The organism is Parabacteroides sp. AT13 (assembly GCF_002272965.1).
Taxonomy (GTDB): Bacteria; Bacteroidota; Bacteroidia; order Bacteroidales; family Tannerellaceae; genus Parabacteroides; species Parabacteroides distasonis.
Genome location: NZ_NQMH01000002.1, coordinates 243,039 through 257,287, shown reverse-complemented (window position 1 = coordinate 257,287; position 14,249 = coordinate 243,039). Strand labels below are relative to the sequence as shown.

The window sequence follows — 14,249 nt, the reverse complement described above, 5'->3', positions numbered from 1 at the left end:
CTGTCTCTTATAATTTCAAGTCTAATAAGGTCTCTCCTCTTGCGTTCAACACCCGTACACTCATCTCGTTTCCTTTCTTCCGCAATACCATCACCGTAGCCGAATCGAGCTTATACCCCCCGCCTACGATCACCGGGAAGTTGTTTCCCAACGAGCCTTTCGGGTGGAAGGCGTATTGATGCGTATGGGCGGATATATTCACGTTGAAAGGGGCTTTCGCCAACAGGCTTCCCCAAAGCTCCGGACAAGGCTCATAGGCATCCCCGTTTCCGTAGATAGGGATATGGTTCAATAAAACCCGCTTCGAGGCTTGCTTAAACTCCTTGCCGCTCAATTCTTTCGAGAGGAAACTCACTTGATCTTTCCGGAGACCGGTGAAATCGTTCAGGCCATAATACACCCATGTGCTATCCGGTTTATCCTCGCCGCAATCCAGCATGACGAAACGGGTATCTCCCCAGCTGAACGCCCCATATGTCTTATCGTCCACATAGTCAAACAAGGCACGCAGGCCGATCGAGTAAGCGTTGCGTATCTCGTGGTTGCCTCTTAGGAAGAAAGCGGGTACATGACTGGCGCCCACCTTCCCGCATAAATAAGCCAAATGATACAAAGCTTCTTTCTCATTGGCGGGATCGTCTATACAATCCCCGTTAAATACCACGAAATCATAAGAGATATCACGCACTTGCCCGTATAAGGCGTCTAGGGTCGGGATATGCTTATGTAGGTCATTAAAGATCAAGGCCGTGAAATCCTTTTGGGATGCGGAAGGGAGCGTGAAGGTGTAGAACGGGGATACCGCCGTCTCGCCAAACTCTTTCTTATAGGCTTGGTAAAGCATGATTTCCTGCGAGCATACCCGGTAGTAATAGGTTTGCCCCGGTCGTAGGTCCGTCAGCCGAATCTTATTATGCAAGCCGTTGCATATCACTTGACCGTCCACGATGGTGCGAGCCTTCTTCAAATTCAGCGTGTCCGTACCGTATTCTACCCAACTATACGTAGGGACACGGGTCTGCCACATCACCGTTATGCCGCCCTCCGTAGGATTTTGCAGATAGGGCGCCGCATAAAAGATCTCTTCCGGCTTGGCCTTCAGGCGAACCTCCGTTACGACCGGGCGATGATCCGATGCCACCGCCTCTTCGGGAACCCATGCGGACAAACGGGTAAAGGGCTGTCCATTCTTTACATAACCCGCTATATAGTCCAAACAGCTATCCGGCGTGGAAGCCGGGAAGGTAGCCTGTTTAGGATTGCTCAATAGCTGGAAATCCTTGCTGATTTCCGTGATAAAGGGGGAATGCGCCGTAGCGTTCCAATCCCCGGCGATAAACAGGGGCTTATGAGCGAAAGCTGCTTCCCGCCGAAGGATCGGCAAGGAGAGCATCCGGTCTTCCGGTGTCAAGGAAAGGTGCGTGCAGCAGAAGATATATCTCTCAAACTCGACCCATAGCAAGACCCGTTCCTCCTCCCGTCCGGGAAGGGCTATATAGCGGTAGCTCACCGGCTTCTCCTTGCTCAGCATACCTACTCCGTATTTACCGCCATCGAAGTCGATGGCCGGGGCGTAGGTAGGGAACATCAGGGTGCGTTCTCCCAACGTCCGGAGCACGTCGATCCCGCCGCTTCTTCCGGTCACGCTATCTACCTCCTGTACGGCGACGACATCGGGGGCTACCTTACATATAGCGTCCGCTATACGCCCGAGGTCCGTCACCTCATCCATGCCCCTTCCGTTGCGGATATTATAGCTCATGATACGCAACGTATTCCGCTCGGCATCGCCGCTTTGCTGTGCCAATGCCTTATTTATGGGCAAACATCCGATCATAACGATCGCCCAAATAAACCATTTCCTCATAGGATTCGATCTAATGTTTATATTCATTTTATATCTATACCTTAACCGAATATCTCTTTCAATGACTGCTCGAACTCAGCGATATCCTCGCCGGAAGTATCCCAAGAGGTAACGAGACGGGCCTCGTTGATCTCCTCGTTCCACATATAGAAGAAATATTTATCTTGCAACTTTCTCAACGCCTCGGCAGGGATCGTGAAGAAGAGCTGGTTGGACTCGATCTTCTGCGTAAAATGAATTTCCGGGTATTGTCGTAGCACGTCCGCTAGCTTGGCGGCGCTGATATTCGCTTTCATAGCGTTCTCCAACCAGAGGTTATTTTCCAGATAAGGGATGAACTGGGCGGAGAGATAACGTAGCTTCGAGGCTAGCTGGGCGGATTGCTTCCGGTAAAATCGCAGGTTCTCCGTGATCTCCGGGCGGAACGAGACCACGGCTTCTCCCATCATCATACCGTTTTTCGTGCCTCCGAAGCTCAAGATATCCACGCCTGCGTCTACAGTCACTTGGCGCATCGAGCAATTCAGGTAAGCGCAGGCGTTCGCCAAGCGTGCTCCGTCCATATGCAGATACATATCGTACGAATGTAAGAGATCGGCGATCGCTTTCACTTCCTCTATCGTATAGATCGTACCTAATTCCGATACTTGGGAGATATAAACGGCCTTGGGTTGCGAATGGTGGCAAACCCCGAAGTTCTTCAGATGGGGACGGATCAATTCCGGTGTCAGCTTACCATCCGTCGTAGGAATCGTGACGATGGCGCAACCGGTCATCCGTGCGGGGGCTCCACATTCGTCTACGTTGATATGGGCGGTCTCGGCGCACAGGATGCTATTAAACGGACGGGTCACGGCTTGCAGGGCCACGGAGTTCGCCCCCGTCCCGTTAAACACGAAAAAAGGAGAAGCATCCTTGCCGAACACTTCTTGTATCTTACTCGTAGCGGCCTCTGTCCAAGGATCATCACCATATCCAACCGCATGATTATCATTTGCCTTGATGATCGCATCCATTACCCGGGGATGCACGCCGGAATTGTTGTCACTAGCGAAACTTCTCATCTTTAAATCTGATTTTTCGCCAAAAGTACGGATTTAAGATGAGAATGAGGATATCCAAGTAACTATTTATCGCTATCCATTATGTTATTCTTATTTGTATGCGTATATGAATATATCAGATAAACGACACAAGGAATAACCACTATACTACAAAAGAATAAATAAGGTCCCATAACTATTTCCTCCTTTTTTTACTGTTTTCAGCCCTTTCTCCTTCCTTAAAATAGCGGGTACCCGCCCAAAAAGTAATTATAGCAACAATTGCCGCATTTATATAAATAATCCAACTCTGCTGTTGATAATTACTGATGAATGTGCTAATGATTCCGCCAGTCACTACATACTTAGCGATATCCATCAACCATTTTCCGATTTCTTTTTTCATAGTAAGATATTTTGTTTGTCAAGGCAAAGATAAATAGAATAATCCATACCGCACGTTATTTTACCTGAAATTGTTCCGTTGCGTAGAGGGCCTCGCCGGTTTGGGTCAGGCCTTCGATGGTGATGGTGAAATCACCGGTCATGTCGGAGGTGGTAAAGGGGATGGATATAGAGGACTCGCCGTTTGTCCGGATATCGGGTCGCCAAAGTAAGGTATGGCGGAAATCCGGAACGGGAGATCGCTTCTCGGCCTCTGTCCGGTAAGCGGGCATATAGAAGATGCGCTGGGCTTGCGTGCCCTCATAATCAAAGAACTGGGTGGAGTTATCGACTACCAGACCCGGGTAATTATGCTCGTAAGAGGAGAAGGAGGCGATACCGTCGAATATCTGCCCTCCGAATACGTACTTGCCTTTATACACATCGATCTTCCGGATTTTTAGGGGATCGTACTTAAAAATGACCTCATGATCGACGATGGGGATACCATCCAATAAAACCAATGAGTTACCGATCGTATACCCGATCCGCTCCTCGGTCAGGACCGCCAACCGGCGAACCCCATCCATCTTACGGAAGCGGAGGCCGGGGATAAACTCGATCACGACTTCCTCCATCGTCGTGAAACGGGTGTACTCATCCAAAAGATAACTCCAATCCGGTTGCCACTGGAACCAAGGCTTCTCCGCTTTTTCCCGAACCAAGGAATCAGACCGGTAAGCATGCAACACCTGTAGCCCCACGCTCCGCTTCACCAACTCATCTTGCCAAGCAGGATTCAATCTCAAGGCGGGAAGCTCCTTCTCCGGATGCGTAGCGTAAGGAGATTCGATGTCCACCCGGTAGCGAGAGGAGGAAGGGGATAAAGCCACCGTCACGATCTCGTGCGTCCCGGATATGTGTTTCGTAAAGAAAGTCACCTCCCCGGCAGCGCCCAGTTGCCCCCCGAAAAGGCGGATCTCCCCCCCGGAAAAGCCCAATAAAGGCCTCACCGCCTCCTTAGACGAAGGTTCGCCCGTAGACAGATCGATCACTTTCCCCGTCAGGATCGGCCCCTCGTATTCCGCCAAGAATTTACGATCGGCAGGCGATGATCCCGTAGTAGGCATGCTTTGTTTCCAATCAACGATACCGCTCCGGGCGAAAGGTTTATACAAGTCAATCCCGGCGATAGAGACCGATAGGGTCTGTAGATCCGGGGGCAGGCCGTTTATCCGGATCTCCCCCCCTGAACGGGTATCATAGGTCATACGGTCCGGTGATACGGAAACCGGGCCCTCTCGCCTCGTAAAAGAGTAAGCGGGCAATAAAGTATCTGTCAGCAGGGTCTCGTTCGTCACGAAAGTGTTCACCACCGCCAGCGGCTTCTCAAAGAAGACCTCCTCCCCCTCGTTCCGCATATAACGGGTATAGGCCACCAGCCGGTAGTTTCCGGTCGGCAAGGTAGAAGGCAACTGCAGACAACCATCGCCCACCCCCTTCTCCAGCACGAGTCGGGCTTGCACGACCGCCGAGGCGCTATCCAGAAGCTCCACATACCCGACCTTGCTCACGTCGGATAACCGTTGGTCCAAATCCGTGGCAATGAATTTCATCCATACAAGCTCGCCCGACAGATAAAATTGCTTATCCGTTTGCAGGTAAACCCGCTCTCGCAATTCCCCTGCGAGAAGCGTTTGCCCCGCCCATAAAAGGCAGAGGAGCGACAAGATACATTGTTTTATCATAGACTTCTTCATAGCAACTAAATTATAAATGACTGGTAGGCCACCAAGAGGGCTTCTGTTTCGAACCAAAACGGCCGCAATCCATACAACGTTTCAGCGCATACGTATTACTCTCCGCATTCATCGGATTATAGGAAACATATCCGTAATCCGGATTATTATCATATTCCGATCCCTGTACGATCGTGCTTGCGCAGCCCGTAACCTCGGCCTCATATACCTTCTCTATCTCCGGAAAGAAACGCTTGAGGCGAGTCACTGTCGCCACTTCCACGAAACCGATCACCGGAACCTCCGGGTCCGTCACGCAACGGATATTCCCTTTCATCTCCGAAGGAATAGGGGCAAACAAGCTACCAGACTCCTCTATGTTCTTCTGCAAATTAAAATAGTAGTCGTAAGCCTCCCGGTGCAACGCATATTGTTCCACCTCCGCATGATACAACATCGAGAAACGGCGATCGCTGGGATGATACGAGGCGATACTTTTGTTAGCGATCACGTTCTGCGTCAGCCTATCGGAACTGCCTAGGGAGATCACCTTCGAGCTGTCCTTTCCCCAGCAATAATACCAATTATTCGATGTAAGTAAATCATATATTACGACCGTATTACCCATTTTCTCGGCGGCCATAAAGATCTCCGCCTTCACCTCCCAATTCTCCTTATACATCCAGCGGAAATAAGAGGATCGATCCGGGGCATTATGCGTAGACACACAGAGACGGACCTCCTCTCCCGGCCCCTTCTTCAGCAAGGAGAGAGAGTCGATCGGAGGCGTTATCTCCGGTCCCAGATAGTCCGACTCATACTCCAGCCCATCCAGCGAGATATGTAGCCGGTACCGGCTACCCGGGTCCAGCTCTCCCATATCCACCTTATACTCTCCCTTCCCGGAAGAATTAGCGCAAGTGAAAACAGCTCCATCCTCACGCTCCACCACCACCTTGGCATTATTCACGAACTCATCCTCCGTGAAATCGTCGGTCAGGCCCACGCTTCTCCGGAGCTTTATCGTAGTCTCGCCATTCGTGATGATACCATCCACGACCAACAAATCCCGTACCTGCTCCAAGCCCTTCGGCTCGTAGTCCGTGACACAGGCGGACAATAACAACAGCAAAGCCCCCAGCCACCAATGAAAGCCTTTTATAGAATCTTTTATCTTCGCTTCTTTCCTCATCTCAACTCCCCCCTAAAATTTAATATTATAAGAGACAAACGGGATAGGCACCCCGAATATCGCCATCTTATATCCCTTTAATTTCCCGTTCTCCGATATATAATACACCGAGTAGGCGTTCTTTCGCCCCGTCAGGTTATAGACCCCGAAAGAGATCGTGCTATGCGTGAGCAACGTCAGGTGGTGGCTCGGCTCGATGTTGAACGAGGCGTCCATCCGGAAAAAGTCCGGGATGCGGTATTGATTACGGTCCGAATAGTAGACAAACTCACCGCCCCCGTAATGATATTTGGAGACCGGCAAGGTGATCGGCCGTCCCGTGCTATAGTCGCAATTCAGCGAGAAGCTGAAACGATGCGTGAACTTATAGTTGCCCACGAACTTCAGGTCGTGCGGCTTATCGAAGTCGGCGGCGTACCAATCCCCCTTGTTCACGGGATTCACGATCATCGGATCGTTCTGCCGCAGTTGCGTGCGAGAGTAGGTATAGCTTACCCAGCCGTTCAACTTCCCTTGCGTTTTCTTCACCATCAGCTCCACGCCATAGGCACGCCCCTCGGTCCTCAGCACGTCCGTCTCGATGTGGTGGTTCATCAGCAGCTCGGCGCCGTTCCGGTAATCTAGGTAATCCTTCATCGTCTTGTAATATCCCTCCAAGGAGACCTCGATCGTATTGTTCAAGAAATTCCGGTATAGCCCGGCGGCCACTTGCATACCCGTCTGCGGCTTGATGTTGGCGTCGCTCAGCTTCCACGTATCTGTGGGCGACATGATGGTCGTGTTGGATAGCTTATGGATATTCTGCCGCATCGTATTAAAGCCGGCCTTCACGGAGAAGTCCTCGGTAAAGGCATAACGGGCGGATACCCGGAACTCCGGCCCGTGGTAAGTCTTGAACGCCCCGGTCTTATCCACCGTACCCGTCACGGTAGCCAAGGAAGGCAGTTGGTCGTCGGCATAGAGATTATAGGTACGGGGCCCCAATACGTTAAACATGGAATAACGGACCCCCACGTTCAAGGAGAGTTGGGAGGTGATATCCCAACGATCGCCCACATAGATAGCGGACTCCACCGCTTTCTCCTTCTCCATCCGGTCCTCCTTCACCAACGACTCCCCGCCATAGGGAAGGTATTTCCCCGGCTCCAAGTCGTAAAACAGCGAGCTGGCGCCGAAATCCAGCGTATGCTTATCGCTCAGGTAATGCGTGAAGTCCATCTTCCCGTACATCTGGTCGATACGGAAAGCGAGGGAATAAGCGTTCACCGGGTTATCCGTATTACGGGTATTGTAGCCATAATGGTCGTAGCCAGCGGTGAGGACCCCCGTGAAACGATCCGAGAAGATATGCCTCCATTTCACCGAGGCGTTGGCGTTCTCGTAGGCATACCGCTCATCCACGTTAAAGCGGAAACGGTCGTGGCTATAGTAGCCATTCAGATAGAGGTTGTTCCGCTCGTCGAACTTATGGTTAATCGTGGCGTTCAGGTCGTAAAAACCGGCGTTGCCATCCTTATAGCCGCTCTTCTCGGGGAGTTTCTTCAAGATCCAGTCCGAGTAAGTGGTACGTCCGCCCACGATAAAGGAGGTCTTCTCGGAGAAGAGAGGCCCCTCCAAGGTAAGGCGGCTGGTCAGCAAGCCGATGCTCGCCGATCCCTTGAACTCCTTCTTGTTACCCTCCCGGCTGTTGATGTCGAGTACCGAGGAGATACGTCCGCCATACTTGGCGGGGATGCTGCTCTTGTACAGCTCCATGTCCTTCACCACGTCGGGGTTGAAGACGGAGAAGAAGCCGAACAGGTGGGTCGGGTTATAGACCGTCCCGTCGTTGAAGAGAATCAAGTTCTGGTCCGTCGCCCCGCCCCTCACGTTAAAGCCGCTAGAGGCCTCGCCCACCGCCTTCACGCCGGGGAGCGACATGACTACCTTCATGATATCCACCTCGCCGAACGCCATCGGGATATTCTTTATATCCTTCACCTTCAGGCGTTCCACGCCCATCGTCGTATTCCGCACGTTGGCGATCTTCTCGGAGGAGATCGTGACCTCCTTCAAGGTGTAGACCTGTTCCTCCAGCTCTATATCCAGCTTGCCGTCGGAATGGAGCATGATCTGCCGCCGGGTGTCCTTCATGCCCATGCCTTGTATGTACAGCTCGTGCCGTCCGGGAGGGAGGCGCAGCGTATAATAGCCGTAAGCGTCGGTAGTAGCCCCGATCATCGGGTCCTTCACGAATACGGCCACGCCCACCATCGGCTCGCCGGTCTTGAAATCGCTGATATTGCCGGTCACCGTGACCCGGTCCGCCGCCTTGCCCGAGGCGTCGCCGATCTCGTAAACCTTGTTCTCCGAGGTAGCCTTCTGCTGCTTCCGGCCCGCCATCAGGGAGATACCGGAGCCTTCCTCGTCGCCATCGCCCTCTCTCCGCTTCTCCCGCAGGAAGAAGTTCTCGGGCAGGGAGGTCATCAAGGTGTTATCTCTCAACACAAAGAAGGCGCCGCCATACGAGGATACTTGGAAGGGAGTTCCCTCCAACGCACGCCGCAACGCCACCAAGGGCTCTTCCTTCTCACTGTGTACGCTAACGACCATGGAGTCCGTCTCCAAGGGTTGCCGGTAGACGGGCTGTCCGGTCTGCCGCTCGATAGCGTTGAACACGACATTTAAGGTTACTTGCCGGAAATCCAGATCGACCGTCCGCTGCGCCCTCGCCGTCCAGCCGGACAGCAGGCACATTACCATACCGATATATAGGCTCTTTCTCATGGGATCTCGTTTAACTGTTCATACTGTCTCACCACGGCTACGATGGCTTCCTCGGGAGCGTGCTTGAAATCCAGCTTTCGCCGCTTGATATACCGGGCCAGCTCTTTTTTCTTGGACTTGAGGACCTTCAACACGGAGCCCTTGCTCCTCACGGTATAGTAAACGCCCTCCTTCCGGATGTAGTATTTTACGGACTGATCGAAGGAATCATCGAGCTTCATATCTTTTATCGTCTTAGATAATATACAAGACCATTTCCCCAGCACGGTACACTTCCCTTCATACAACCGTAGGTAATAGCCTTCCGGCAGGTTGCCCGACCGCTCGTCCGGATACCTGTAGAAGATAGGATAGCCATGAAACTCGGCGTAGTCTACCCGATCGCTCGGCAAGACGATATTATAGCGATTGTCCGGAGAAAGCAGCAACAGCTCATTCCTGTACAGATCTAAGCGCATTTTCACGCCCTTGTAGAGAATGCCTTCGAAGCTAAGATCCCCGGGTACGTATTTCTCGCTCTTCAAATAGGGGTGATTTTTTATGGAGGTGGAATATTTCAATTGCTCCTTCCCATGGTAGATCACGGATTGGCCGGCGGCGGAAGAGACATAGTCATCCACCGCATCTTGTGCCCTAGCCGTAACGATAGCCAACGCACATACGCATAAAAGCCCCAGAAGCTTTCTCATAAGATACAGATTTAAAGTTTCATGCCAAATATAGGCATTCAATCACAAGCCACCAAATCCCAGCCTTTAAATATCAGTGTTATCAGGCGAAGTTTCGTATTTCCCTTCGTCTCTCTCACTTTAGGATCTTCGGCATAACGTTTCAATTGCCCGGCAGCCTCAGTCCTCAGCGATTCTATCTCCGGGGCGGAGGCGTCACGACGGGCATATTTTACCTCTACGATATAACTATAGACGATTTCCGGTTGATGCAACAAATCGGGCATCATGTAGAAGTCCGCATATCCCTTATTCGCCTCATACTCCGGATGAATTATATAAGTACGGGTCAAGCCCAAGTAAGCCAACAAAAAGCCCTTTACGTGCGCCTCACCCTCGATAAACTCACGGATAGAGCTTTGTCGCTTCAATTCAGAGGCGAAGTACTCAAAGACAGGTTTCCAGTTTCCCTCGTAGGCCATGCTAGCCACGAGCATCCCCAGCCGATCCATCTCGAGGGAAAATAAATCGGCGCTCCGGTAAGCCTCCACCAAATAGGAGTACAACTGCTCACGAACCGTCAAGTTAGGGATCGCCAATAGGGTACTCCCCCATTTAGTACCCCGTATGGTAAGCAGCCCGAAATAGTAGAGCAGGCTCTTAAAATTATCCGGTTTTGCCAGATCCTCGGCGGGGAAAGCCGTCTTGATGGTACCTATGGTCTCGCCATTCGTCACGATGTCTTGGATGATAGAGGCGTTCATGCCCATTTTCTTGTCCAAGCGAATCAAATGACGGAGCTTATTATAATCCGTACGGATGTTGTTATCGATCATGTTCTCCGGAACTTTTTTCAACGGAAGATAATGATTCAGGAAATACAGCACCATATCCGAGTTATACATCGGCTCGTGGAGCGAATCTCTCGAGAAACAGTAATTATCGTACCATGGCTTCATCACGCCGATCACCTCATCTACCTCTCCGGCCAGCATATCCACGTCTTTATAATAAGACAACATATCACGTACCTCCCGCTCGCTAAACCCGATAATCCCGTTAAACCGGGGATCGGTGCTCATATTGGCACCGATATTGAATCCACTTGTCACGTCATCCATGGTGACCGGAGAGACTCCCGTGATGAACATACGCTTGATCGGTCCATTTCCCGTGGCACCCTCTTTCAGCTTATTAAAGAAATAGCGGAAGAACCCCGTGCCATGTGTCAATTTACGGTAATGCTCATTCCCCACATTGGCGAGTATGGCGTTCGTGAAATTATCATACTCATCGATGAACAGGTAGATCGGAAGATCCAGCAACGTAGCCTGCCCGATCAGGTAGTTCAATTTCTCGTCTGCGTTCTTGAGCCTTTTCAATTCACTGGCGAAACCGGGATTGAACATATGTCCGTAAAGCCCGGCGAAAAGATCGAAACGCATCGAGCAATTATCATTGAACGAGGCCAGCAACCGATCCGGGTCCGGATTCACGCCGGCGAAATTAAAATCGAGCACAAGGTATTTCCCTTGTTCCGCCGTAGGATGCGAACCGATATACAGCCCCTCGAAGATTTCCTTGAAACGATCCCGCCTATAGATATCATAATACCATCTAAGCATGTTGATAAACAAAGACTTTCCAAAACGCCTCGGACGGATCAAGAAGAAGAAATTGGCAGATTCCTCCAACCACTCGATATAATGAGTCTTATCCACATAATAATACGGCTCTTTCCTAATCCTCTCAAAATCCGTCAGTCCGTAAGGAATCTTCTTTATTATCATAGCGATCTTTGTTTTTATGAGTAATTACAAATATAAGCATATATATCCGGCAAAGCAACAACTTCCGAGGAATTATCACGCGGATAATGTACCTTTGCGACGTTTTTAACTTTAACAATTAATCATATATGAAAAAAAATCAGTTTCCGGGAAGCGGAAACAAGCGTGAGAAAGCTGCTGGATAGTTTGGAAAATGCCCAAAAGGCATGGGTGGACTTGAAAAAAGACGCGAAAGGGGCGCATAAGTTGTTTAAAGACTACCAGCCGGAGGAGGATCTGGTTAAACGGGAGAAGATCATCTACACGGGCTCCGTGAAAGACTTCGTGCGGCTGACGCTGCCCATCCTCAATGACCCGCGGTTCCGGGTGAACGGACAGACGAACCGGGAAGCCATGATACGGGCGCTGGACGAGGTGTTCGAGATACACCCCAACGGCTGCCCGAAGCCAAGGAGCTTCCGGAGCATCCTCTCGACGGCGCAGGAGGAATACGGGAAAGCGCATGAATAACAAGCTTCCCGTTTTTCACAACAAAAGTTAAAACTTGGGAGGCGTCCCAAAGCGCCTCCCTACCTTAGCGGCATCAAGCCAGAGACACTGGCTCTTTTTTTATCACTTAAAAACATAGTATGATAAACACGTCATTATTCGCCCTTTTCGGACGATACAAGGGAGACGCCTCGCTAGCGGGCGTACTGGAAAACATCCAAAGAGGAACGTACAAGCAGTTCATCGACGAGACGCGGGAGGCGCTAGCGTCGGACGATAAGGAACTGGCCGCCAAACTAAAGAAAAAACTGCCCGCTTTCACCCCACAGGCCACCTACTCCGGGAAACGCCTCGACCCTCACATCACCCGTTACAACCAATTGGTGGTACTCGACATCGACCACGTAGGGGAACGGGAGCTGGAGCGTATCACCCCGCTCGCCACGGAAGCGCCCTACACCGTGGCGTATTTCCGCAGTCCCAGCGGCGACGGGGCGAAACTCATCGCCTACGCCGCCACGGACGAGACCGCCACGCCGGGTAATCACCGGAGGGTCTACGAGGCCATGAGCCGTTGGTACGCCGCCCGGCTCGGCGTGGAGCTGGATACCTCGGGCAGCGACATCGGGCGGCTTTGCTTCGTATCGGACGATCCCGCCCTATACCTCTCGCCTGCCTACCGCCCTTGGCTGGAGGGTACCGGCGAGCTACCGGAGGGCCTCGCCCCGCTACCCCTTACTTGGAAGGAGGAGGTTAGCGAGACGGCTCCCGGGGCGAAGGAAAGGAAGGTGGCCTCGCCACTGGAGAAGGCACGCCGGACCGCCGAGCGGAAAGGCGCCTACGCCGAGGGCAACCGCAATAACTTCATCTTCGTCATGGCCGCACGGGCGAACCGGCTGGGCGTGAAGCGGGCCGAGATGGAGGCTTACGCCGCTACCGCCTTCGCCGACTTGCCGGCGGAGGAGCGCCTCGCCGCCATCGAGAGCGCCTACAGCCACGTGGAGGAGCACGCCGCCGAGACGAGCGCCGCCACCTCCCGGAAAAAGGGCGGGGGTCCGCTGGACGTGGTCGCCGTGGAGGCCTATATATCCGAGCGTTTCCTCACCCGCAAGAACGGCGTGAGGGGGTACGTGGAGGTGGCCTCGAAGAAAAAGCGGAACGGCCAAAAGCCGGTCTTCAAGCCGGTGACCGACTACTGGGTGAACTCGCTCTGGCGGAGTCTCCTGAAGGACGGCCACTACTGCTCGCATAACGACATCCGGGCCATACTGATGTCGGACTTCAGCGAGACGTTCCACCCTTTCCGCTCGTATTTCGAGGGGCTGGCCCCGTGGGACGGGGTGACGGACTGGATCGGGCAGCTGGCCGATACCGTGGACACCACCCGGCCCGCCTTCTGGCGGGGTTGCCTCAAGCGCTGGCTTATCGCGCAAGTGGCCGGATCCATGGAGCTAGGCGTGGAAAACCATACCATCCTGCTGCTGGCCGGCGGGCAGGGGCTGGGCAAGACCTCGTGGCTGCGGAACCTCGTGCCGCCCGAATTGCGGGACTATCTTTTCACGGGCAATGTCAATCCCTATAGCAAGGGTTTCCCGCAGATGATGGTGGACTGCCTCTTGATCGTCATCGACGAGATGTCCGGCCAGAGCTACGCCGATCTGAACCGTCTCAAGGCGCTCACCTCCACCGGGGTCATCTACCTGCGCCGCCCGTACGGACACTATGCCGAGACGCAGATACGCCACGCCTCCTTCGCCGCCACGGTGAACGACTTGCAATCGCTGCCGGACGATAACGAGTCTCGCCGCTTCCTCTGCTTCGAGGCCACACGGATCGATTACCAGTCGCCCGTGCGACACGCCGACATCTACGCCCAAGCTCTCGCCCTCTTCCGCCGGGGCGAGAAATACTGGTTCTCCGGCGAAGACATCCGGAAGATCAACGAGAACAACGAGACCTTCCGCCAGCGAAGCCCCGAGGAGGAGTTGTTCTTCACCTATTTCCGCAAACCGGAGCGTTTCGACACGCCACAGTATCTTACGGCGAGCGATATTATGACGAAACTAAGTGTATTTACACGTATCACGCCGACACGTTCCAATATAGTTACGTTGAGCAAGGTGCTGAAAAAACACGGTTTTAAGCTCACGAAAACTAGAGGAAAACTACTGTTTGAGGTCGCCGAGATCACCTCGGAACAGGTAAAAGCCAATTTTTTGCGCCCTAGGCAAGAGGAAGAGGATAGAGCCCAAAAGGAGAATGATATCTTTAAGGGTCAAGAAGATAAGCCGGAATAAAAACTGACTTTCTA

At 52.5% G+C, this 14,249-nt stretch carries 10 protein-coding genes; 2 read left to right on the top strand and 8 right to left on the bottom strand.

The window, feature by feature from the left end:
- Window positions 1-7: 7 nt before the first annotated feature.
- The 8 genes from CI959_RS15370 to CI959_RS15335 form a co-directional block, all read right to left on the bottom strand.
- Entirely contained in the window at window positions 8-1,894 is a 1,887-nt protein-coding gene (locus tag CI959_RS15370; RefSeq protein WP_057316609.1) for an endonuclease/exonuclease/phosphatase family protein, read from the bottom strand.
- Window positions 1,895-1,908: 14 nt separating this feature from the next.
- Window positions 1,909-2,931, bottom strand: a complete 1,023-nt coding sequence (locus tag CI959_RS15365) for a low specificity L-threonine aldolase (protein ID WP_009017811.1) — start codon at window positions 2,929-2,931, stop codon at window positions 1,909-1,911.
- A 175-nt stretch (window positions 2,932-3,106) separates the two neighbouring features.
- Complete coding sequence (locus CI959_RS15360; RefSeq protein WP_005855965.1) at window positions 3,107-3,316, bottom strand: DUF6722 family protein; 210 nt, start codon at window positions 3,314-3,316, stop codon at window positions 3,107-3,109.
- A gap of 55 nt (window positions 3,317-3,371) precedes the next feature.
- Window positions 3,372-5,054: a hypothetical protein gene (locus CI959_RS15355; protein WP_057316611.1), complete on the bottom strand. Its 1,683-nt coding sequence runs from the start codon at window positions 5,052-5,054 to the stop codon at window positions 3,372-3,374.
- Window positions 5,055-5,064: 10 nt separating this feature from the next.
- Window positions 5,065-6,225 (bottom strand): DUF4249 domain-containing protein, encoded by a 1,161-nt coding sequence (locus CI959_RS15350; RefSeq protein WP_009017809.1) that lies wholly within the window; start codon window positions 6,223-6,225, stop codon window positions 5,065-5,067.
- A 12-nt stretch (window positions 6,226-6,237) separates the two neighbouring features.
- The gene (locus CI959_RS15345; RefSeq protein ID WP_057316612.1) at window positions 6,238-8,991 is read right to left on the bottom strand and encodes a TonB-dependent receptor; all 2,754 of its coding nucleotides are present in this window, start codon (window positions 8,989-8,991) and stop codon (window positions 6,238-6,240) included.
- Window positions 8,988-9,680 carry a hypothetical protein gene (locus CI959_RS15340; protein WP_057316689.1) on the bottom strand — a complete coding sequence of 231 codons (693 nt, stop codon included), beginning with the start codon at window positions 9,678-9,680 and terminating at the stop codon, window positions 8,988-8,990. The genes CI959_RS15345 and CI959_RS15340 overlap by 4 nt, the downstream gene beginning before the upstream one ends.
- Window positions 9,681-9,718: 38 nt before the next feature.
- Window positions 9,719-11,449: an ATP-binding protein gene (locus CI959_RS15335; protein WP_036613728.1), complete on the bottom strand. Its 1,731-nt coding sequence runs from the start codon at window positions 11,447-11,449 to the stop codon at window positions 9,719-9,721.
- 165 nt (window positions 11,450-11,614) lie between these two features.
- Here CI959_RS15335 and CI959_RS15330 point away from each other — a divergent pair, with 165 nt between their 5' ends.
- Together CI959_RS15330 and CI959_RS15325 are read left to right on the top strand one after the other, a co-directional pair.
- A complete protein-coding gene (locus CI959_RS15330) occupies window positions 11,615-11,959 on the top strand; it encodes a hypothetical protein (RefSeq protein WP_057316613.1) in 345 nt (114 codons plus the stop codon).
- Window positions 11,960-12,078: 119 nt separating this feature from the next.
- Window positions 12,079-14,235: a BT4734/BF3469 family protein gene (locus CI959_RS15325; protein ID WP_057316614.1), complete on the top strand. Its 2,157-nt coding sequence runs from the start codon at window positions 12,079-12,081 to the stop codon at window positions 14,233-14,235.
- The last annotated feature ends 14 nt before the right edge of the window (window positions 14,236-14,249 follow it).